This window comes from Rhodococcus sp. 27YEA6, assembly GCF_044908235.1.
GTDB lineage: Bacteria > Actinomycetota > Actinomycetes > Mycobacteriales > Mycobacteriaceae > Rhodococcus_F > Rhodococcus_F qingshengii.
Genome location: NZ_JBIYCY010000011.1, coordinates 41,781 through 64,920, shown reverse-complemented (window position 1 = coordinate 64,920; position 23,140 = coordinate 41,781). Strand labels below are relative to the sequence as shown.

At 62.7% G+C, this 23,140-nt stretch carries 16 protein-coding genes; 12 read left to right on the top strand and 4 right to left on the bottom strand.

Going from position 1 to position 23,140, the window contains the following annotated elements; all coding sequences use genetic code 11:
- The first annotated feature begins 49 nt into the window (after positions 1 to 49).
- The 8 genes from ABH939_RS23940 (at position 50) to ABH939_RS23905 (ending at position 14,441) form a co-directional block, all read left to right on the top strand.
- Positions 50 to 664 carry a TetR/AcrR family transcriptional regulator gene (locus ABH939_RS23940; RefSeq protein ID WP_030536169.1) on the top strand — a complete coding sequence of 205 codons (615 nt, stop codon included), beginning with the start codon at positions 50 to 52 and terminating at the stop codon, positions 662 to 664.
- Between the two features lie 15 nt (positions 665 to 679).
- Positions 680 to 1,540: a 3-hydroxyacyl-CoA dehydrogenase gene (locus ABH939_RS23935; RefSeq protein WP_063315496.1), complete on the top strand. Its 861-nt coding sequence runs from the start codon at positions 680 to 682 to the stop codon at positions 1,538 to 1,540.
- 152 nt (positions 1,541 to 1,692) lie between these two features.
- A complete protein-coding gene (locus ABH939_RS23930) occupies positions 1,693 to 2,736 on the top strand; it encodes a ParB/Srx family N-terminal domain-containing protein (protein WP_404650252.1) in 1,044 nt (347 codons plus the stop codon).
- Positions 2,737 to 2,918: 182 nt separating this feature from the next.
- Positions 2,919 to 8,387 (top strand): glutamate synthase-related protein, encoded by a 5,469-nt coding sequence (locus ABH939_RS23925; protein WP_404650251.1) that lies wholly within the window; start codon positions 2,919 to 2,921, stop codon positions 8,385 to 8,387.
- Positions 8,388 to 8,420: 33 nt separating this feature from the next.
- On the top strand, positions 8,421 to 10,193 hold the full coding sequence (locus tag ABH939_RS23920; RefSeq protein WP_404650250.1) for a sulfite reductase subunit alpha: 1,773 nt from the start codon (positions 8,421 to 8,423) through the stop codon (positions 10,191 to 10,193).
- 46 nt (positions 10,194 to 10,239) lie between these two features.
- On the top strand, positions 10,240 to 11,133 hold the full coding sequence (locus tag ABH939_RS23915; protein ID WP_054188368.1) for a hypothetical protein: 894 nt from the start codon (positions 10,240 to 10,242) through the stop codon (positions 11,131 to 11,133).
- A gap of 129 nt (positions 11,134 to 11,262) precedes the next feature.
- Positions 11,263 to 12,894 (top strand): ATP-binding cassette domain-containing protein, encoded by a 1,632-nt coding sequence (locus ABH939_RS23910; protein ID WP_404650249.1) that lies wholly within the window; start codon positions 11,263 to 11,265, stop codon positions 12,892 to 12,894.
- Positions 12,894 to 14,441, top strand: a complete 1,548-nt coding sequence (locus ABH939_RS23905; protein WP_404650247.1) for an ATP-binding cassette domain-containing protein — start codon at positions 12,894 to 12,896, stop codon at positions 14,439 to 14,441. The genes ABH939_RS23910 and ABH939_RS23905 overlap by 1 nt, the downstream gene beginning before the upstream one ends.
- Before the next feature lie 72 nt (positions 14,442 to 14,513).
- Here the strand turns inward: ABH939_RS23905 and ABH939_RS23900 are convergent, their stop codons facing one another.
- Positions 14,514 to 15,671, bottom strand: coding sequence for an acetyl-CoA C-acetyltransferase (locus ABH939_RS23900; RefSeq protein ID WP_030536178.1), 1,158 nt, complete (start codon positions 15,669 to 15,671; stop codon positions 14,514 to 14,516).
- Between the two features lie 654 nt (positions 15,672 to 16,325).
- On the opposite strand from ABH939_RS23900, the gene ABH939_RS23895 reads away from it, so the two are divergent.
- Positions 16,326 to 16,706, top strand: coding sequence for a hypothetical protein (locus ABH939_RS23895; RefSeq protein WP_372027922.1), 381 nt, complete (start codon positions 16,326 to 16,328; stop codon positions 16,704 to 16,706).
- 96 nt (positions 16,707 to 16,802) lie between these two features.
- Here the strand turns inward: ABH939_RS23895 and ABH939_RS23890 are convergent, their stop codons facing one another.
- Entirely contained in the window at positions 16,803 to 17,888 is a 1,086-nt protein-coding gene (locus ABH939_RS23890; RefSeq protein ID WP_372025521.1) for an ABC transporter substrate-binding protein, read from the bottom strand.
- A 54-nt stretch (positions 17,889 to 17,942) separates the two neighbouring features.
- Positions 17,943 to 18,773 (bottom strand): siderophore-interacting protein, encoded by an 831-nt coding sequence (locus ABH939_RS23885; protein WP_007730297.1) that lies wholly within the window; start codon positions 18,771 to 18,773, stop codon positions 17,943 to 17,945.
- 172 nt (positions 18,774 to 18,945) lie between these two features.
- Here ABH939_RS23885 and ABH939_RS23880 point away from each other — a divergent pair, with 172 nt between their 5' ends.
- The 3 genes from ABH939_RS23880 to ABH939_RS23870 all read left to right on the top strand — a co-directional run bounded on the left by ABH939_RS23880 (position 18,946) and on the right by ABH939_RS23870 (position 22,411).
- A complete protein-coding gene (locus ABH939_RS23880; RefSeq protein WP_030536181.1) occupies positions 18,946 to 20,529 on the top strand; it encodes an AraC family transcriptional regulator in 1,584 nt (527 codons plus the stop codon).
- A gap of 157 nt (positions 20,530 to 20,686) precedes the next feature.
- Positions 20,687 to 21,802: an agmatine/peptidylarginine deiminase gene (locus tag ABH939_RS23875; RefSeq protein WP_372025524.1), complete on the top strand. Its 1,116-nt coding sequence runs from the start codon at positions 20,687 to 20,689 to the stop codon at positions 21,800 to 21,802.
- A gap of 36 nt (positions 21,803 to 21,838) precedes the next feature.
- A complete protein-coding gene (locus ABH939_RS23870) occupies positions 21,839 to 22,411 on the top strand; it encodes a TetR/AcrR family transcriptional regulator (protein WP_050654996.1) in 573 nt (190 codons plus the stop codon).
- A gap of 3 nt (positions 22,412 to 22,414) precedes the next feature.
- Here ABH939_RS23870 and ABH939_RS23865 read toward each other — a convergent pair whose 3' ends face one another.
- The gene (locus ABH939_RS23865; RefSeq protein ID WP_372025526.1) at positions 22,415 to 23,071 is read right to left on the bottom strand and encodes a TetR/AcrR family transcriptional regulator; all 657 of its coding nucleotides are present in this window, start codon (positions 23,069 to 23,071) and stop codon (positions 22,415 to 22,417) included.
- Positions 23,072 to 23,140: the final 69 nt, after the last annotated feature.

The following is a 23,140-nucleotide window of genomic DNA, read 5'->3' as shown; positions in this document are numbered from 1 at the left end:
GAGTAGACTCATTTATGAGCGTGATCCGAAATGGAACGAGGTGAGCGGGATGACGAAGCCGGACCAAGAGCTGGGCCGTCGCGAACGCAACAAACTCGAGAAGCAGACACGCATCTTCGACGCCGCTGCCGAACTGTTCGCGGAAAAGGGCTACAGCGCAGTCACAACTCAAGAAATTGCCGACCGCGCCGATGTAGCCGGCGGCACTCTCTTTCGTTACGCCGCAAGCAAAGCCGAGTTGCTGCTCATGGTGTACAACGCGGAGTACCGCAAGCAGATCGAATTGGGAGAAGAGCGTGAAGCCAAGTCGACCGGCACAGAAGATCGTGTGCTCGAGCTGGTTTCACCCCTGCTGATCGCAAGTCGCCGAAACGACGAGAACACCGGCATCTACCAACGCGAGGTGTTGTTCGGTGAGCCCAGCGAGTGTTTCCGGGCCGAAGGCCTGGAACTCTCGCAGCGCCTGCAAACGCGGATTGCGCAAATCTTGCACGAGGCACACCCCAACCACACCACCCGAACCACCACTGCAGCGCGAACGATTTCCAACGTGCTGCACTTCGAAATAGCCCGCGCGGCATTGGACCGGATCACGGCTGACGAACTCACGAACATCGTTGCCGCACAGGTCCGATTGACGCTTGCCGGACTACCCACCGAATAGGATTGAGGATCGAAAATGACTGAACTGAAGCAGATCACCGTTCTGGGTACCGGAGTTCTCGGCTCACAGATCGCCTATCAGACCGCCTATCACGGCTTCGACGTCGTCGCGTACGACATCAACGCCGAGGTCATCGAAAAGGCCAAGGCTCGGTTCGACTCGTTGGCCGCGGCCTACAAGGCCGAGAACGTCGAGGGTTCCAAGGAAGGCAAGGCTGACGAAGCGCTGCAACGTATTACGTACTCGTACGATCTAGGCGAAGCCGTCGCCAAGGCCGACCTGCTCATCGAGGCAATTCCCGAGGACATCGCCATCAAGCGCGACACCTACGAGAAGCTTGCCACGGTTGCTCCTGAGCACACGGTGTTCGCTACCAACTCCTCGACGCTGCTGCCGAGCGATCTCAAGGAGTTCACCGGCCGCCCCGAGAAGTTCCTCGCACTGCACTTCGCAAATCACGTGTGGGTCAACAACACTGCCGAGGTCATGGGCACCGAGTCCACCGACCCCGCCGTGTACCGCGAGGTCGTCGAGTTCGCGAAGAACATCGGCATGGTGCCGATCGAACTCAAGAAGGAGAAGGCGGGCTACGTACTCAACTCGCTCCTGGTCCCGCTCCTCAACGCGGCCTCCGACCTGCTGATCGACGGCATCGCCGATCCCGACATGGTCGACAAGACGTGGCGTATCGGCACCGGAGCCCCGTTCGGCCCCTTCCAGATCATGGACGTCGTCGGGTTGACCACCGTCTACAACATCTCCTCCCAGGGCGGCGAGAAGCAGCGCGAATTCGCCGACTACATCAAGAAGAACTACATCGATGAAGGCAAGCTCGGCGTCGCTGTCGGCGAGGGCTTCTACAACTACAAGGGCTGACCGACTTACCGGCTCACCGCGCGGTGGTTACGACGTGAATTCACGTGGTAGCCACCGCGCGGACGTCTGTTGTCAGTAAGTCCGAAACCACCCTGAGCGATTGTGACGCAAGCTTCTTCACGTGCGAACCCATCATCAGGAGAGATCCCCACATGCGTCGTTCCGCCATCTCGGCACTCACAACACTGGCACTGCTCGGCGCCGGAACATTGGTCAGCACTCCCGCTGTCGCCGCTCCCCTCGCGTGTGGCGGAATCTCCACCGGTTCGTTCTCAGGCTCCGCCGGCGGATCGGAGTACCTGTGCGCCAAGGAAGGTGATCTCCTGGACGTGCGCATCGGCGACGTTCACGCGACACAGCCGTCACTCGGCTACGACGAGGTGTACTACAAGCTCGGGCGATACACGCTCGGAAAAGACACGATCAACAAGAAGTTCGACGACTGGTGTGAGGCGAACGGCCAGATCCAGGCCGCGACCGCTACTGCGGCGTCGACGCTGAAGGACCCGTCGTCCTTCACCTGCCAGATTCCAGTGGGTCAGGAAACCGCCGAGAGCATCGCGCCCATGAAGACCGTGGTCGTCGGACCCCGCGGCGATCTCTACCTGACCGACGGTCACCACACCCTCACGTCCTTCATCGAGACGGCCGACGGAGGCCCCGACCTGCACGTGCGACTGCGGGTTCTCGGCAACCTCAGTGGCCTGAGTGAAGGCGCCTTCTGGACCGAGATGGAAAAGAACAAGTGGGTCTGGTCGCGTGACGTCGACGGAAACCAGGTACCGGTCCAGGCTCTGCCGAAGAGCGTCGGCCTGGCCAACTTCGCCGACGACAAGTACCGCAGCTTGATGTACTTCTCCCGCGACATCGGATTCGCCGCAGGCACGATTCCGTTCCAGGAGTTCTACTGGGGCGCCTGGGTCCGCGACATCGCGCCCGTCGACCTCACCAACTGGAATCGCGATGATCTCTCCAGCTACCTGGGCACCGTGAAGTCGGTGACCAAAGCACAGACTGCGTTGACGGGCGATGCCGTCGTCGACAGCGGATTCACTGCCACCGATCTTGGCGTCCTGTCGGCCTGGAACGACGGCAAAGCCGAGTCCAAGGGCGAGTTCGCAAAGCTGTCCAAGCCGTACACAGACGACAAGCCGGGCAAGATCGCCTACGCACTTGCCTACAAAGCAACCCTCTGACCTGCTCAGATCCAAGTCACACCAAGCAGACTTGACTAAGGTAAGCCTCTACTCAGTAGTCTGAACCCATTCGGGTGCCGCTTCATCGAAGCAGCGACGCCCTGCCCTGACGGAATACATGCCGTCGTATCTGCCCGGTCGAACAATCTCCGGGCAACCAGGACAGGGAGAAGGTTGCTGCAGTGAGCACGTCCATCGTCGGTTTGTACGACCCCGCAGATGACAAGAGCAGTTGCGGGGTCGGGTTCATCACGCGCAAGGACGGCGTGCAGACCCACGATGTCCTGATCAAGGGCCGCGAAGCGCTCTGCTCGGTTCCGCACCGCGGCGGTATGTCCTCCGAGGGCGTCGGCGACGGCGGCGGCGTCTCGGTGGACCTCTCCCTCCGGTTCTTCCGCAAGGTAACCGGGCGCTCCGACCTTCGCGCCGGACGCTTCTGCGTCGGCAACTTCTTCCTTCCGGACGACGACGCCCAGCACGCTCGCGCTGCCGCCCTGGTCGAACGTGAACTTCTCGATCGCGGTTTCACCACTCTCGCAGTGCGCGACGTCCCGGTCGACAACTCGGCGATTCGGCCGGCCGCGATCGCGCATCAACTTCCGGTCAGGCAGTGGATTTTCGAGGTGCCCACTCCTCGCCCCGAGCCTGCGGTAGTCGATCGCCTCGTGCACGAGGCCCTGCTCGCCATCGAGGCAATCGCGTACAACACCCCTGCACTACGCGGGTTGTACCCACTCTCGCTCAGCGCGCGAACTCAGGTTCTCAAAGGTCGCTTGAACTCCGACGAAGTGATCCCGTACTTCCGCGACCTGGTCGACCCCGATCACGCCGTGCACACGATGTACTTCCATACGCGGTTCTCGACCAACACGGACCCGCATCCCACGATGGCGCAGCCGTTCCGGTTCATGGCTCACAACGGAGAACTGAACACGGACAAGAAGAATCGGCTCTCCGAAGCTGCTGTCGCCAGTGCAAAACGACGTGCGATCGTCCGTCCGCCCGGCCAGTCCGACAGTTGCCGACTCGATCAGACCCTGGAAGCACGCGTCATCGAGGACAGTGTCGACCTGGTGACGGCTGTGGTCTCGATGATGCCGCCGGCCTGGGAAAACGACACCACCCTCTCCCCCGCAGTGCGTGCGATGTTCGAGTACTTCTCGCTGTACGAGGAGAAGAACGACGGACCGGCAGCGCTGGTGTTCGGCGACGGCACCATCATCGGTGCGCGCCTGGATCGCCTCGGTCTGCGTCCACTACGCACGATCGAGACGCACGACTACGTGTGCGCATTCTCCGAAGCCGGACAGATCGCGTTCGCGCCTGAGACGGTGATTCACCGTGGCCGTGTCGAGGCCGGCGGAATGTTGTACTTCGATCATCGAGACCGCCATACCTACACTGCCCGCGAAGCTCTGGAAAAGATTGCCGCTCAGCGCGACTACCAGTCGTTGCTGGAGCAATCGCGAATCCTGATCGAAGACATTCCCACCGTGCCAGCGGAGAAGGTCAGCTCCCCGACCCGCTACAACGGCACCTTCGAGGTTCATCAGCGCTACATGGCGTACTCCCTGGATCAGGAAAGTTTCAAATTCCTGATGGATCCGATGCTCACGCACGGAGCCGAAAAGGTCTCCGCCATGGGTTACGGCAACGCCATCAACGCATTCAGCGACCGCGAAGGCGGCGTGGCTCGTTACTTTTCGCAGCGATTCGCCCAGGTCACCAACCCTCCCCTCGACAGCATCCGGGAAGCGGACGGTATGACTCTCAGGGTTGCATTGGGTGCGAAGATGTCCCCCGGACAGGGCAAGCAGATCGTCATCGCCTCGCCGATCCTCGGGCACCTGGACATGCTCAAGATCCGCGAACAGAACCACACTCCGCACCGCCGCTTCGAAATGCTCTACCCCGCCGAGGGTGACGCGCAGGCAATGGTCGACGCGATGACCGCGCTCGGCAACGCTGTTGTAGCCTTCGCGGCCGAACAGGGCGGAATCGCAGTCCTGACCGACCGCCACGTATCTCACGAGCGCGCAACACTTCCCGCGATCATGGTCGTCGGAGCATTGAACCAGCGCCTCATCGACGCGGGCCTGCGATTGCGCGTCTCTCTCATCGTGGAGAGCGGCCAGATCGAGTCCTCACACCACGTTGCGGCCGCACTCGGTTTCGGTGCTTCCGCGGTCTACCCGCTGTCCGTTCAGTTGCGAGCCGAGGAGAAGTTCGCCGCTGACCCGGATGCCGCGTTCCGACGCTTCGCGAAGGCCGCCGAGAAGTCCCTCATGAAGACGATGGGGCGCGTCGGACTGTGCACCGTCGAGAGCTACATCGGTGGAGAATTCTTCGAACCCAACTTCCTCGACACTTCCGACCCTGTTCTGCGCCAGTGGTTCCCCAACATGAAGTCACCGGTGGGTGGCGTCTGTTTCGACACCGTCGCGGTGACCTCGAAGCAGTGGCACGAGCGTGCGAGCGCAGTCGGGGGCGAGAAGGATCTGCCACTGCTCGGCCTGTTCAAGGAGCGTGCAGACGGCGCAGGGCATTCGTTCGGTACCACCGCGGTCCGTAAGTACGTCGAACTCACCGAGGAGAAGATCGCGTTCGACAGTCCCTCCGGAACAGAACAATTCGAGGCTCTACGTCTACTGCCGCTCGGACGGCTCGACGACGCCTTCCGCCTCGACGCCGGGGCATACCGGGCGACGAGCTTCGACCGGTTGACCACCGAGCAGATCGACGACTTCGACATCACCGCCGGGTACCGGGACTTTTCCACTGTGATGGCTGCGGAACGATCGCGTCGTCCCGCCGCGTTGCGCGATGTCATCTCCGTGCCCGGTGATGTCACATTTGCGGTGACAACAGCCGAGTTCACCGACCAGATCAGCCGATTCTCGGTGCGCGGCAATAGGACGATCGTGATGCGTGGAATCCGGTGTGAATCTGCCGCGGACGGCCGGTACACACTTCGCCTGGACGGTCCACTGGCCGACGACACCGCTCGGGTGGTAGCACTCGGCGATGCTCTCTCCGTCGCCTTTGCCGACGACGTCACCATCGAGGCCACCGACCCGGATCTGGTGCTGAATGCAACCGGTATTGCAGCAGAGTTCCTTTCCAAGCTGAGGGTCGCACCGGCAGGTGTACCTCTCTCCGAGGTACAGAGTGCAAGCGACATCACCCCGAAGTTGGCGTCGGGTGCCATGAGCCATGGCGCACTGAACGCTCCGGCGCACGAAGCCGTCGCGCACGGCACGAACATGGTCGGTGCGATGTCCAACAGCGGCGAAGGCGGCGAACACCTTTCGCGCTACAACACGATTCGTGCATCGCGCATCAAGCAGTTTGCATCCGGACGCTTCGGAATCTGGGCGGGCTACCTCGCCGATCCGATGCTCGAAGAGATCGAGATCAAACTCGGTCAAGGCGCAAAACCCGGTGAGGGCGGGCAGCTTCCGGCCGCCAAGGTCACCGTCGACATCGCTGCCGCCCGCGGCGGAACGCCCGGGGTCGAACTGGTTTCGCCGCCGCCTCACCACGACACGTACTCCATCGAGGACCTCGCTCAGCTCATCCACGACTGCAAGGCAGCTCGCATTCGGGTGATCGTGAAGTTGGTGTCCTCGGAAGGAATCGGCACCATCGCCGTCGGTGTCGCCAAGGCCGGCGCCGACGTCATCAACGTCGCCGGAAATACCGGTGGCACCGGCGCAGCTTCGGTGACCAGCCTCAAATACGCGGGTCGTGCGGCCGAGGTCGGTATCGCGGAGGTCCATCAAGCTCTGTGTGCCAACGGCCTTCGCCAGAAAGTCGTTCTGCGATGCTCGGGCGCGCATCAGACCGGCAGCGACATCATCACTTCCGCCCTACTCGGCGCAGACAGCTTCGAGTTCGGTACGTCGGCGCTGATGATGATGGGCTGCGTCATGGCCAAGAACTGCAACATCAAGTGCCCCGCCGGTCTGACCACCAACCCGGAACTGTTCGACGGCGATCCCCGCGCGATGGCGCAGTACCTTCTCAACATCGCTCACGAAACTCGGGAACTGCTCGCGAATCTGGGAATGCGGTCCCTTCAGGAAGCGCGGGGTCGAACGGATCTCCTGCATCTGCTCGATCACCCGTCTATTGTCGGCAATCTGAAGCTGGACGCGATGTTCGAGACCGCTCCGAACATCACCATCGACAATCCTGTGTACCTCGAACGTGAGTACGCGCTCGACGAGAAGATCATGGACGAGGTTCGCACGGTGTTCTTCAACCGTGGCGGGGCCTCGGTCGCCGTGTCCGGACCTGAATTCGCCGAAGGTGCACTGCACCTGGGTAACCGGAACAAGAGCGTCGGTGGTCAGTTGGCGATCGACCTCGAACGCGAACTCAACTACGGAGCGGCCGGCCTTCTCGCTCCGGGAGTACTGACCGACGAGCGTGGACGACGCTACCTGGCGCCGGGCAGCGTGCGCGTCCTGACGACCGGATCTGCGGGCCTGTCGTTCGGCGCATTCTGCAACGACGGCATGCACCTGGAACACACCGGGACATGTAACGACGGCGTAGGAAAGAGCATGAGCGGCGGCGTGATTGCCGTGCGCAGCCCAGGCGGCGGCTCCAGTGACGCCGGTGGAAACGTGTTGATCGGCAACTTCGCGCTCTTCGGCGCCACCGGTGGACGAGTGTTCGTCGAAGGTGAAGCAGGCGATCGCTTCGCAGTTCGCAACTCCGGCGCCAGTGCTGTCGTCGAAGGTGTCGGAGACTTCGCCGGCGAGTACATGACCAACGGTGCTGTCGTGAATCTCGGCGAGTTCGGCAAGGGTGTCGGCAACGGCATGAGTGGCGGCTTCTTCTACCAGTACGACCCTCGTGGCGAACTGGCACTGCGAGCAAGTACCGATTCCGTACTGCTGGGTTCGATCACCGCTGCGACCGACCCTCTTGCCGCCGTCCACAACCACGCAGTACAACTCTTGCTCGAACTGCATGTGGAAGCAACGGGATCCGCGCTCGGCACCCGACTGCTCGAGAACTGGGAAGTCGAACAGCACTCGTTCGTCTACGCGATGCCCAAGGCACTGATGCTCTACCAGGACAGTGATGCAATCCTGGCTGCGAAGTCGCACAAAGAGCTCCTCGAAGAATTGGCGTCCGCCATCGCAGCACGTCAGGTCCGCACCTTCAAACTCGCAGTGCGCGACGGGCGCCCCGCACTGAACGGAGCAGTCCCTGCCTACGGCGAGACCGATACGGCGACGATGTATGCGCTGCTCAGTGAGTACACCGTGCTTCACTTCGCGCAACAACTCGCCACCGCCCGCACGCCGGGTGCGTCCGGACCCGACGATCCAGCAGTGCAGAAAGCGGCCCGAAACCTGGTGCTGACCGAGGACTTCGCCCTCGTCCAGCACTTGGTCAAGTACTCGAAAGAGATTCTGGCCGACTACGACGACGAACAGTTGGCTGCGCTGATTGCAGCCAAGCGGGTCGACGACTACAAGCAGGCGCTGAGCCTACGCAACGTGTTGGCCATGGACAGCCCGGCGACGTACGGGTGGATTCTGTTTCAAGACAACAAGAATCGGGACAAGCTCGGATCACTGCCGAACTTCGACGAACTGTTCGCATCGCGCACGATCCCCGACCTGGTGTCCTGACCTCCTCCCCTGAAAGTAGGTGAGCTTCAAATCATGGAAATCCCGTACATCCCCGAATACGCACCGTTCACCGGCGACCAGCGCGCGTGGCTTTCCGGATTCCTGGCCGGTCTACACTCGCGAACTGTCATGTCCGGTCAAACCGGTACTGCAACAGCGACAGTGGAGAGAGCTGCCGGCGCAGCCGTGCACATCCTTTACGGAAGTCAGACCGGCAACGCGGAGTCCTTGGCTGAAGACGCAGCCGCAGCTGCTCGTGCCCACGGTCTCGAACCACTTGTCGCGAGTCTGGACACCGTGGATATCAATGCACTTTCCGCCATGCGCCGGGTGCTCGTCATCACCTCCACCTACGGCGAGGGCGAGATGCCCGACAACGCGCAGCTGTTCTGGGATGCAGTCGAATCCGAGAGTGCGCCCCGGCTGGAGGGTCTCTACTTCGGAGTACTCGCACTCGGTGACACCAGCTACGACGGGTACTGCCAGTCGGGAAAGAACATCGACGCCCGCTTCGAAGCGCTCGGCGGGACCCGGGTTGTCGACCGCACCGATTGCGACGTCGACTACGAGGATCCGGCGGCCGAGTGGATCGTTCGGGCCGTCGCTGCGGTGGCCGGTGTCGACGGTGATGCGGGGGCCGCTGCCTCGCCGGTTGCGCCCGCTCAGACGAAGACCAAGCCCCAGTGGACTCGCAAGAACCCCTATCCTGCAACCGTCCTCGCCAACCGGCTGTTGTCCGGCGAGGACTCAGCCAAGGAAGTCCGCCACTTCACCCTTGCGCTCGGCGAGGACGGTCTGGACTACGAGGCCGGAGATGGATTGGGCATCCGCCCGATCAACGACCCCGCCCTCGTCGAGGCGATCATCCATCAGCTCGGTGTCAGCGGCGATTACGTGGTTACCGCGAAAGACGGCTCGTCCGTACCGTTGGACCAGGTGTTGACCAGCGACTACGAGATCTCCATTCCCTCGCGCGATTTGATCGAAGACATCGCCCGACGCAGCGGCGACGCCGAACTGCAGCATATTCTCGACACGGAAGATCGGGAAGCGCTCGATGCGTGGCTGTGGGGCAAGGACGTTCTCGATCTCCTCCAGTTGGACAACAGCATTCGCCTGAATCCCGAGGATCTGCTTACACTTCTTCGCCCGCTGCAACATCGGGTCTATTCGATCTCCTCCAGCCCGCTGGCCCACGACGGCACCGTCCATCTGACGGTAGCGAGTGTGCGCTACCGCTCGGGGGAGCGGGACCGCGGCGGCGTCTGCTCGACGTACCTGGCGGACCGCGTCGGCGAGGGCGATCGGGTCGGAGTTTTTGTCTCAAAGAATAATTCGTTCCGCCTACCAGCCGATGACGCTGTTCCCGTCGTGATGATCGGCCCCGGAACCGGCATCGCACCCTTCCGCGCTTTCCTGCACGAGCGTCGCGCGCGCAACGCGTCGGGGCAGAATTGGCTCTTCTTCGGCGATCAGCATCAGTCGAGCGACTTCATCTACGAGGACGAGTTGAACGGGCTGACCCGTGACGGTGTCCTGACTCGCCTCGATCTGGCCTTCTCGCGCGATCAGTCCGAGAAGATCTACGTCCAGACTCGTATGCGCGAGCAGGGCCGAGACTTGTTCGACTGGCTCGAAAACGGTGCGCACATGTACGTCTGCGGCGACGCCACTCGGATGGCAAAGGACGTCGACGACGCATTGCACGAGGTCGTCGCCGAGCACGGTGGGTTGGATGCGGACGCCGCCGAGGATTACGTCAACAACCTCAAACGATCGAAGCGGTACCTAAGGGATGTCTACTGAGATGTGCCCGCACCGTGGCGAATGTCGTTGCGCAGCTTTGGCACGCATGTCGGACCTGGACGCACTGCTTGCGCGTCCAGGATTCCGCGGCGGACTGATCGACACCGCACCTGAGGTAGTCGGCAAAATGCTGCCACTCTTGGACGACGCCGTAGCAATCACCGTTGCAGGTCCGGTGGCTGTCAACGACTCGGGCAAGTACTCCGTTCCGACATTTCCCGGCGATCCGTTGGTCTGCGCGCCCGGGCTCGTCTCTCTACGTTTGAACGTTGCCTCCCTCGGCTCGGTGGTGACCACTGAAGCAGGGCAGCACCTACCGCCGACGCTCCGCATGTTCGACATCCACGGATCAAGTTCACACACCACGTATTTGACCCCGGCCTCGGATCGTCTCGCCTTCGAAGCGATGCGAACTGCGCCGAGCACTGCGAGGGAAACAAGCCCTCCCATCCAGACATCGAATACGCCCGCATTCTGGGCCGAAGCCGATCAGCTGACACAGCTCGACTTCATCCTCGCGGACGGCGGCAGCGAACGTCGTAGCGGCCTGGTCGCTCTGGGCGCCCTCGGTTACCGGCGAGTCGATCCTCACCTCATGGCTGCCGGGATGGAGCACCTGTCCTACCACCAACTGCCCGTCACGACCGTCGTCGCCGGGAACGGATGCCTGCAGATCCACCGTGGTGACCTCGACGCCGCAGCCATGTTCGGGGGGACGCTGACTTTGGCGTCCGACACCTGCCGGACGATGATCGACCTGAATGGTGTCTCGGAGTGCTGGCTGACCCGCACCCACGGCGTTCACGGCCTGACCAGCTCGATCGAGATGTACGACTTCCGCCGCAAATGCGTGGCAGTCTTCACCCAAACGGGTCCAACCGAACCCGCAGTCATGGGCGTGTGGGAAGACGTCATGAGTTCCATCTCGGCCGCATCCTGACACCGACGGATGCTGGGCAAGTGTAAGAAATCGGCATACGGCGATAACCACATGGAGCCATCGACCCCTAACCTTAGGTCTCGGTCATTTGTCGTGCCTGCACTCTGACGCTGATTCAAGGAGTTATCCATGCCCCGCCCTCTCGTCGAACCGTCGCTGGTCCCGGCCTTGCGCCCGGCGCTGCCTGCATTGGCTGCCGGGGTCGTCGCGGCCGCAGCGTCGGGGGTCGCGATGCTCGGGGCGCTCTGGTGCGTCGTGCAACTCATCGGTGAACCGTCGATGAGCTGGGCCGGGTGGGCATGTGGGCTGTGGCTCACCGGGGTAACGCTCGCTGCCACGTCGTCGTGGCTCTCGCATCACGCCGAGTCACTCTTCGAGGCCAGGCTTCGACGCCAGCTCGCAGCCCACCTCGTTCGCCTACCGGCAAGCACGCTGTCCCGCTACAGCGGAGACGCACTGAGGAGGCTCGTTTCGGACGACATCTCGGCGCTGCACCATATGACTGCGCACCTACCGGCCGAGTTCGCCACACTCATCGTGGTCCCCGCGGTCACGATCGCGGCGTTGGTTGCCTCAGCCGGCCCCGTGGCGCTTCTCGCTCTGGCTCCCGGCATCGTGGCAGCTCTGTTCTACCTGGTCGCGATCCCCCGAATGGCCGCTCGGCACAGCGCCGAAAGTGCAGATGTCATGGGCGACATCGTGACTGCCGTGGACGACTATGCCCGCGGCATCCGCGTCTGCCGGATCTACGGCGCGCAGACCGGCGCTGCCGCCGACTATGCAGAATCGACAGCACGGTTCACCGGGGGAATGCAGGAGCGCGTTCGACTCGTGGCTACCCCTGCGGCCGTCGCCGTTGCCCTCATGCAGGCGACGGCGACGTTCGCGATCGCCTATGCCGTCGGATATCACTGGGATGCAACGACGTTGGCCGCCACCATTCTCTTCAGCCTCGCAATCGTGACACCGGCCCTGCGACTCGGGCACGGCCTCGACTACGTCGCGGCTGGACGCTCTGCTGCGGTCCGGCTCGCCACTGCCCTGAACGAACCCACTCTCCCTGCCGGTGAAGCACTCACCGTTCCGGCGGCGAGTCCCTCCGACCACCTGGAGATCGTCGACCTGACGGTCACGATCGCGGACCGCAGAGTCGTCGACGACGTCACGCATGCATTCCGCCCAGCCACGATCACTGCGATCACGGGACCGAGTGGAGCGGGCAAGTCGACGCTCCTGAAAGCATTGGCCGGCTTCGAGATCCCGGAACTGGGTACCGTCCGCTACGCAGGTCGTAGCATCACCGCGATCGACGAGAACCTGCGGCCACAGTCCGTTCTGCTCACACCCCAGGGCGCAGACGTGTTACCTGCCACGGTGCGCGAGAACATCGCGCTGGCCGCCCCCGATGCAACGGACGCAGAATACACCGCCGCACTACGCCGGGCACAGATCGACGTCAGCCTCGACGCCCACGCCACTTCACTCTCCGGAGGAGAACGTCAGCGCGTCGGGATCGCTCGGGTGTTCCTCTCGCCCGCAGCAGTACTGCTACTCGACGAGCCGACCAGTGCACTCGACGATCGGACAGCGGCAGAACTGCTGAAAGAATTGCGGCATCTCGCGCACTTCGAAGGAAAGACGGTCGTGATCGTCACCCACGACCCCGCTCTTGCAGACGATGCCGACGATCGACTCGACCTCGGCGGTCGAAACGTGAATGACGCCGCCTCGCACAATGCAGCCCTGACTGGAGCCGAATAATGAACAGCGCCAATGCAGCCCGACGACGCTTGATCACCATCGGACTCGGTTGGGTGTCCGTCGCTGTCCTCGAAGCGATCGCGTACACCACCCTCGCGCTCTCGATCGCTGATCACCGGTCGCCGGTCCTCGTCCTGGCCACGGCCACCATCGCTCTCTTCGTGACCGTCCTGGTCTCACGGGGCGGTTACTTCACCGGGGCTCGACTCGTCGGCGATCTCTACGACGCTCTCGGCGACGCCTTCGCCCGTGCGAAACTGTCCTGGTTCACCGACGACAACCGGGCACTGCTCGCCACCGTCGCCGGGCGCGGAATCCCGTCGCTGATGAGTGTTCCCGCGCACCAACTTCAGACCTTCCTGGTTGCACCGCTGATCCCGCTGCTCCTGCTTCCTGGGATCGCGGTCGTCGCGGGGCCGGGCGTCATGCTGCTCGTCGGTGGACTGCTCGCCGTGTCGCTCGTCGCTCAGACGCTGGCCCAACGTGCGCTCAGCCGAGCGGACGAGCGCCGACACGAAGCCGAGCTCGCAGCAACGCAGTCGACACTCGAGCTCACCGACCACCTCGAATTACTGCGCACAGCAGCCGGTCCCACACGTTCCGTCGAACGAATCGAGCGAAGCTGGCGGGACCAGGAAGCCGCGCTTGCACGGACAAATCTCGCCGCGGTACCAGCGACATTCATCTCGGCGATCGCCACCATCGTGCCGCTGGCAGGCGCAGTGATTTTCCTCGCCGCCACCGGATTCGACGATCCCGCAGCCGCTCTCGCCCTCGTCGTCCTCACCGCTCGCGCCGCTGCGCCGCTCGACGAACTCGCCCTGGCCGGAATCGGAGTCAATGAACTGCGCGCAACGGTTCGCGACTACCGCACAGCGACTTCGGCTCCCGCACTGGCCGAGCCCGCACCCTGGGACGCCGCGCGCCCTGTTGGAACGGACATCGAGGTCGCCGGGGTAGATCACGCTCCGGTTCTGCGTGGCATCACCGCGGAGATCCCCGCGGGTGAGCGAGTTCTCGTCGCAGGACGCTCGGGTACGGGGAAGAGCACACTTCTCGGGCTGCTCATGCGCTTCGACGATCCGGACCAAGGCAGCGTCACTCTGGGCGGAGTTTCACTGCGCGACTTGCCCTACGACGACCTGGCGGCACACATCGGCTACGTGCCGCAGGACCCACTCGTGTTCTCGGGCACCCTCGGGGAGAACATCGGACTTGGAAGACCGGGCGCTACCGAAACCGAGATCGAGGACGCCGCCAGGCGCGCTGCCCTCGGCGCCGTTCTCGACCGCTCGACGCTCGGCATTCATCAGGACATCGGACACCAGGGTGCCGCTCTCTCCGGTGGCGAACGTCAGCGGGTGGCGATCGCTCGCGCCTTCCTCAAAGACGCTCCCGTCCTGGTTCTCGACGAAGCCACCTCGGCCCTCGACGAGGCCACCGAGCGCCGTATCGCCGGCGCCGTGCGGGAATTGGCGGCCACCGTCTTCGTCGTCACCCACCGCGACCCCGCCATCTGGGAGCCCACCCGCACGATCACCCTCTGACATCGCTTGTCTTACACGCGTGGATACATTGCCGGTCCCGTCGCACCCAGGTGATGACCGCAGTCGGCGATTTCAGCTCAGCCGCTCGATGATGGTGACGTTCGCGGTCCCGCCACCCTCACACATGGTTTGGAGTCCGTACCGTCCATCAATGCGGTCCAACTCGTGCAACATCGTGGCGAACAACTTGGTGCCAGTGGCCCCAAGAGGGTGGCCCAATGCGATTCCACCACCGTTGGGATTGACCCGGGAGGGATCTGCACCCGTCTCGATCAACCAGCTCAGAACTACCGAAGCGAATGCCTCGTTCATTTCTACGGTATCCATCTGGCCGATCGCCATGCCGGATTTCGCCAGTGCATACTTCGTCGCGGGTATCGGCGCCGAGAGCTGCAGCATCGGATCGTCGCCGCGCACGCTCATATGATGAATGCGCGCACGTGGCTTCAATCCATGAACCTCGAGCGCCTTCTCGGAGACAATCAGGGCCGCTGATGCGCCGTCACAGATCTGCGAAGCCACAGCAGCCGTCAGCAACGAGCCATCCCTCAATGCGGGCAGTGCAGCCATCTGCTCCATGGATGTCTCTCGTGGGCATTCGTCAACGACGCATTGGCCCAATGACACTGTCTCACGCTCGAATCGGCCGTCTGTGATGGCAGCACGGGCACGCTGATGCGATTGCAGTGCCCACTCCTCCATGTCTTCACGGCTGATACCCCATTTCTTGGCAATCAGGTCGGCGCCGACGAACTGTGAGATTTCGGCCTCACCGAATCGTGCTGCCCACCCCCGGGACTTACTGAAGGGCGTGTCGAATCCGTACTCGTTGCCGGCACGCATTGCCGCCGAGATAGGAATCGAGGACATGTTCTGCACACCGCCGACAAGCACCACATCTTGGGTCCCGCTCATGACCGCTTGCGCTGCGAAGTGGACGGCTTGCTGTGAAGATCCGCATTGTCTGTCGACTGTCGTTCCTGGGATGTCCAAGGGTAGGCCTGCTGAAAGCCAGGCGGTGCGGGCAATGTTGCCCGATTGCGGCCCGATAGCGTCGACACAACCGAAGATCACATCGTCGACGGCCATCGGGTCCAGTCGAGTGCGGTCGAGAATCGATGTGATCACGTGGGCCCCCATGTCCGCTGGGTGCTCTCCTGCGAGCGAGCCGTGCCGTTTACCCACCGGAGTGCGGAGCGCATCGACGACATAAGCCTGAGGTGCAACCATACGAACTCCTTCGAAATCGAGCTTTGTCGGGCTTTCGATGTCGCACACACTCTAGCGATCAAGCATTTGTTTGGTAGATGAAACGTGATTTCGAGACCCGCAGCTACCGACACAGGATTGGTCTCCGCACTTCTATCCAACGAAATCCACTGCTGTCGCAATCATTCGACAGTTAGAGGCTCGACCCCCAAACGCGGCTTGGCTGCCCACGCCGCAGACCCCTCACGCCAGCGTGAAACCGCGAAAGATGCGAGAACAGCTGCGGGAGTGCATCTTCGAGCGGAACGAGCGCATCATCCATATCCATTGCCTTCCCTGAGAAATCGTTCAGCCCGCCTTGCGAACAACACCAGCTTTGTCGAGCTACACCGCAAGCCGGCTGGCCGATGGCTGGAAAGTTAGTACTTTCGGTGGAGCCCAGCACGATTGGGCTATTCACCGCCCAATACAGGCTTCGTATACCGATACGCGTTGCAGGACAACGATTCTACAAACGCTCACGCACTCAGCGATTCATGAACCGCCGCTGGCTCGAAAACTGGATCCCCTTGCGGTAATTGCGCTCCGGGTAGAGCATGGGCACCACACCGTCTTCGATTACCGGAGGTTACCGTGACGAATCTCGTACGCCGACTATCTGCCTGCGTATCCATAGTGGCCGTATCGGTTCTCGCGCCCGCAACCGTTGCCTCCGCTGCGGTCACCGTTCCGTTCCAAATCAACCCGGCGCCGTTCGGGAACCCAAACGGCAGCTTCGACGCACCCCCTGTCCACTGTGTGGCGGTAGTCGGCGAACAACCTGGCACGGTGACGATCACCGGCGCCAAAGACGAGCGGTGGGGTTGCATGCTTTCGACGGAAGTGCGCTGGATGAACCTCTCGACAGGAGCCTCCGGCACCGGTCGGCTTTCTGGCGACAACCAAGGAACCCCGGGAGAGGCAACCCTGCAGACTGGAGCCGGGCAAGTTGCCGTCGCCATATTGCCTGCCGCCGGACCTGTCACCCCGGGTTTCGCAACCTTCTTCGTCCCATAGGCAACCCTCAAACCCGGGACACCTGCTGTACGAACGACCCGTCGCCACACAATCGTGTGGCGACGGGTGAGGGCTTTCCGTTCTCCAGTTGTACGCCTACAGCTTCGCGCTGATGAGCGGCACGATATGTTCAGCCGCCCAGATCGTTCCGATCGGGCCACCGCTCGTGATTGCCCACAGAACGTCGCCACCGTCGGCGGTGCGAGGAGGCAGAGCGACCCAACGACCGGAGGACACCGCTCCCAGCGCTTGGAAGAGCTTCCCGCCGGTCAGCTTGTCGAAATCCTCCTCGCTGCCGGCGGCACTGCGGCCGATCAGCAGGAAGTCCGCATCGATGTTCTCGAGAAGTTCCTCGCCGACAGTGCTTTGGGTGACGAACTCCTGTGCACGCGGGTTCTCGGCAAAACCGAGCTCGCCCAAGAAAGTTGCCGGAGCCGAATCGGGCGCTGAAAGGTACTGCAGCCCATTGCCGGTTCCGTAGAAGATCGCCCAGGTTGCGGTCAGGCCAGTGAGTTCAGGGTTCTCCTGACGCACCTTCGCAAAATACCGATCATGGTCCGCCACGATCTTTTCGGCTGCCTTCGAGAGGTCGAGTGTCTCGCCGAGTACGCGGATCGATTCCTTCCACGGCACGAGCATCCGCGACTTCGTGTCGGGGCTCGTCACCACCGGTGCGATGGAGGACAAACGTTCGTAGTAATCGCCCATCGACAAACCACCCAGGCCGTCGGCCCAGCCGACGGCGACGATGAGGTCAGGTTCGCTCGCGGCGATCGCTTCGACGGGAAGTGTGCCGCCCATCGCGAACTCGAAGGTGTCGAGATCCTCTGCGCCGTAAGGCAGCAAGTACGACTGGGAAGCCGACTCCTTGACCATCGACGAGGAGAGAACGGGTTTGACGCCGAGCGCGAGGAGCATTTCCGTGTCGACGGCATTGGGGACGATTGCGGCAACCCGCTCCGGGCGCTTCTCGAGAATACTTGTACCATATGGCGATTCCAGGGTCAGCGGGTAAGTAGTCGTTCCTTCCGCAGCGGGAAGGGCGTTCCCCTCCGAACCGGGAGTGGACGCCGTTTTCGAGTTTTCGGCCGAGGCCGAGCACCCGGACACAAGGAGCGCTGCGGCGAGCGCGGCCCCGATCAGTCCGATGATCCGTGATCGTCTGGTGCGCAGGACTGTCATTTCTGCCTTTCGGTGTTATCGAGCGCTTCGGTCTTACCGAGCGATGGAGCCGGGTCAGGAATCTGTGCGCACTGTGTCGCTGCGTTTCCAGTAGCCGGTGAAATCGATGTCGGTCTTCGCAATTCCTCGATCACGAATCAAATGACGCCGAAGCGAGCGAATCGTCGCCTGTTCGCCTGCAAGCCAAGCGAATACGCGTCCGTCAGGCCATTCGACAGCACTGACCGCGTCGAGCAACAAAGAAGTAGTGCCGGGCTCCGCCCCCTCGCGTGGCAACCACGTGACACTCACCCCGGGCAACTCGCGCACCGATTGAATGTGAGCCGAGTCCGCAATTTCGACGAACACATGCCCCCTGGCATCGGCAGGCAATTCCTCGAGCAGACGTGCGATCGCAGGTAGCGCCGTCTCGTCACCGACGACGAGCAGATACTCGCAATCTTCCGGGAGTCCCTGCGATACAGAGGGACCCGCGATGTGCATTCGGTCGCCAGGGCCGGCGTCGCGCGCCCAGGTGGTAGCAACTCCACCGCCGTGAACGACGAAATCGACGTCAAGTTCCCTTGTTCGCGGATCGTAACGGCGCACGGTGTACGCGCGGGCAAGTGGACGGCGTCCCGCTGCGAAAGTCACAGTGCCGTCGACTATCACCGGCAAGACCGGATCGGTTTCGCCAGGATAGGCGAACAACAATCGGAGGTCGTCGTCGAAGCCGGTGCTGACGAAGGCGGGCTCGGCAAAGCCGTCGGCGTTTGTGAAGGTGTCGAGCTGCGCTCCGGTGAGCGTCACTCTCCGCATGCCCGGCGTCACGTCTGTCACCCGACGTACCTCGAGTTCACGCAAGGTGACTGAGTACGCCGTTGTCGGACGGGTGTTTCGGGGCACGGAAAGACTCCTCGGAAACGCACAGACGGGGGGGTCGACCCACGCTCGATCACGGCGGAAGGGCCATTGAATAAAGCTAGCCTCCCCTAATCGGTTACGGTTATCCGTGCGTGCCGACTTCTTACACTCATCGGTGGCTGCGTGAGAAAGCATCTGAATCGGGAGGGCATACGTGGGACCACGGTTGGTGTTCTCCGCGGGCGAAGTCCCCGAGATCCCCGCGTCCCGACTCTCCTTGATCGCGAATGCACGTGAGCCACTGCTCTTCTGGGTACACACCGGACACGCGGAACTACAGATTGGCGACCGCACCCGCAGCGTGACCGCTGGGGCGGCAACCTGGGTGCCCGCGGGAATCGCCTACAGCATCCGAGTCGACCCGGGAGCGGTCGCGTTTCCCATTCCGATGCCCGCTGCCGACCTGCCGCCCACGTTGAACCGGATCATCGATTTCGAGATCCCGGCAGCCTGGCAGGACTGGCTCGTCCACCAGTTCGCGCACAACTTGGGATTTCTGCGCGGTGGGGCGACTGTGGGGGCCGGACTACTCGAGCTTGTCGCGGGGGCCCATTCCAACGACGCCGACGCTTCGGTGTCGTACGCCCCACCGAATTTGCCACGCTCGGCCGAGACCCTCGAGATCGCTCGCACGCTTCTACGGACGCCAGCCGACGACACGGAGCTTTCCCAGTTCGCCCGGCAACTCAAGATCGGCGTCCGCACCCTGCAGCGCCGATTCACGGAGGAGACGGGGTTGCCTTTCGCGCGTTGGCGCACCTCGGCCCGGATCGCGGCAGCAATCGCATACCTGAACTCCGGCCGCGAAATCGGATGGACGGGTGGGCAGGTCGGATTCGCGACGCCCGCGGGATTCACCCGTGCCTTCCGTGAACACACCGGTGTGACACCCAGTGACTACACACGTGCAAACCAAGGCTCAGCGCCGATCCATGAGAACGAGACCTTGGCACAGAGCGTCGCACTCTTGTCCGAGGAAGGCGCCCACTCAGGCTCGGCGCCGATACCGCCGACGATTCCTGCAAGCGGAACGTGGGCCAGGGTCAACAACTTTCACGTCGTCGTCTGGATCTACCGAGGCTCCGCCCGGGTCACTTTCGGCGACCGAACCTGGAATCTGAGGCGGGGCGACGCGATGTGGCTTCCCGCGGGAGTACGCAACAGCGTCGAGATCGCGGAGGGTTCGCTTCTACTTCCGCTCGGATCCCAGCCTGGCGACTCTCCCGTCACTGCACCGCCGCCACGAGTGCTGCACTTCGCGCGCGAAGCGGAGGCGTATCTGTTGCACACGGTCGTTGCGAATTACACCCTTCTGCGCCCCGAAATCCATGACCCAGCGAGGATCTCGAGGCTGATCCGAAACAGCGCGGCGACGCGGACACCCGGCGGCCGAACCGATCCTGTCGAAACGATCCTTACCGCACTCCGCGCGGACCCCACCGATTCGCGCACGCTGCCGGAGTGGAGCGCTCGACTCGGCGTCGACGAGGGCCTGCTCCACAAACGCTTCGTAGCGGCCACCGGCCAGAGCTTCCCGCGCTGGCGCGGTCAGTTGCGGATGACCCTCGCCCGCGCTTATCTCGAGGAGGGCTTCTCGGCCGGAGAGACCGCCCGTCGACTCGGCTACGCGCACGCGTCCGGATTCACCAAGGTCTTCATCGGTGCCCACGGCATGTCGCCCCGGGACTACCAGCGCCGCGGATGGCGGGGAACGGTCGAAGGACTCATCGACTCGTGACCTTCCGACGGATGAGTCCTTCGATCCGTCGTGTCGCCCGCCGAAACGGTCTCGAACTGGCACTACTTCCTTGACTAAATTTTCAGTCAAGGTTTACGCTCCATGCAAGCAGGACGCGGACCGGGCGCGCACGCACACAGCACAAGGAGTCACCGCAATGCAAAGACGTCGGTTCATTCAGGCAGCCGCCGCTGCGCTCAGTGGCCTCTTTTTGGCAGGTTGCGGCGATTCCGACTCAGCCTCGGGCGGGAGCAATGGAGACGACGATCTTCGCGAGTGGGTGATGCCGGAAGAGGGTGATCCACATAAGCGCACCTGGATGGCGTTCGGTACCAGCGAAGCGATCTGGGGAGCAGCCCTCCTGCCCGAGGTCCAGCGCAACCTCGCGACGATCGCGCAGACCATCGCGCAGTTCGAGCCCGTCTCGATGCTTGTTCGTTCCGAGCAACTGGACTTGGCTCGCTCCCTCGTCGGCCCATCGGTCGAACTGATCGCCGCGCCTCTCGACGATCTCTGGATGCGCGACACCGGCCCCGTATTCGTGAAAGGCAACGGGACCAAAGCGGGTATCGATTTCAACTTCAACGGTTGGGGCGAGAAGCAGGATTTTGATCAGGACGGCCAGGTCGCAGCCTTCGTTGCCGCCCGTGCGGGAGTCGAATCATTGCCTACCGACCTGATCCTCGAAGGCGGCGGCATCGAGGTCGACGGCGAAGGCACAGCCATCATCACCGAAAGCTGTGTACTCAACAACAACCGCAACCCGGGATGGTCGAAGTCGGACGTCGAAGCCGAACTCGGCCCCCTGCTCGGTCTCGACAAGATCATCTGGCTACCGGGAATCGCCGGCAAGGACATCACGGACGGCCACACGGACTTCTACGCCCGTTTCGCACGCCCAGGTGTCGTGGTCGCAGGCCTCGACACAGACCCGGAGTCGTTCGACCACGACGTGACCGCACGTCACCTCGAGATTCTCCAGAACGCGACCGACGCACAGGGACGGAAGCTGGAAGTGGTGGTCCTCGAGGCGCCGGTCGCGATCAGGCCCGACTTCGAATCGGACGATTTCGCAGCCGGATATATCAACTTCTACGTATGCAATGGGGCGGTCATCGCACCCGAGTTCGGTGACCCCGAGGCCGACCAGGCCGCCAGAAGCGAATTGGAGCGCCTCTTCCCCGACCGCCGTGTCGTGCAGATCAACATCGACGCCATCGCCGCGGGTGGTGGCGGCATTCACTGCACCACCCAGCAGGAACCCGCGGACTAGAAACCTGTCCCGACCACCCTCGTAGAATTCGGACTCGTGTCGAACCGCCAAACGCAAATCTTGGAAGCAGCAGTCCGCGTCATTGCCCAACACGGCGTACGCGGGCTGAGGGTGGAGACGCTCGCTGCCGAGGCCGGAGTGTCGACAGCACTCATCTACTACCACTTCCAAAACCGCGCAGGTGTGCTGCGCCGGGCCCTCGATCACATCAACGATCGCGCCGCGCTGTACACCGAAAGCGCCTTCACGGAGACAGACCCTCGTGCGCAGCTCGAGCAGATGCTCCTGCTGGAGTTTCAGAATGCCCCGAAGATTCGAGAGAACAGCATCGCCTGGGGTGAACTCCGAGCAAGCGCAGTCTTCGCCGACGAGCTGCGCGAACCGCTACGCACCACGACGCAAGAGTGGGCCGACGACGTCGAATCTTTGATCCGCCAAGCGCAGGATGCCGGGCTCGCTGATCCGAAGGCAAGCCCGGCCGACGCCGCCGAGCGACTCACCGCCCTGGTCGAGGGTCTGAGTGAACGCTGGCTGAGCGGCTCGATCCCCATCGAACGAGCCCGAGAACTGCTCACCGGTGCGATCGGCGTGGAGATCGATCCGAGCTAGCCTCTACCGCTCGCCGACGCCCTTCGATTCCGGAGACAGAGCCGGGAACCAGATGTCGGTCAGAACTTCGGCCGCCTGCATCCGAGTCACGTCGATCGTCCCCTGCACGGCCCAGCGTGTGAAAAATCGCTCCAGCTGGCTCACAAGCAATTCGACGCGCAACCTCGCCTCGTCATGCTGTTCCACCGGCCACCGACCCAGATACTTGGGCATGGCATTCGGTAGTTCGGTCATACCGTCTCTCGCTGTCTCGCGGAACTCCGGTTCGAGTGCCACGGCCTCGTCCCAGGCCGGCAGCAGGCGTTTGTTCTCGTCGAACCAGTCGAAGGCACGCTCCAACCAAGCCGTGAATTCCCCGCGAGAGTTCGTGTCGAGGACCCGATCGAGATCGATGTAGAAAGCGAACGCACTCGCCGCCATCCCGGCCGCGCCGATCGTCTTGAGCATCTCCACTTTGCTGGCGAAATGCACGTAGAACGTGGCTCTACTGCATCCGACGACCGAGGCGATGTCATCGACCGTCACGGCCGCGTATCCCCGTTCCTCGAACAGAGTGCGTGCGGCGTCCACGAGTTTGGCCCGCGTCGCTCGTTTCTGCTCGTCGCGAAGGGTTCCCCGCCTGTTCTTCGGGCCATCGGTAGTCGTGCTCACGTCGCCCACCTTGCTCGCATTTCGACTTCCTGGCAAATCACCGACTCACCGTCATCAAAAAACATTGCGTCATTCATT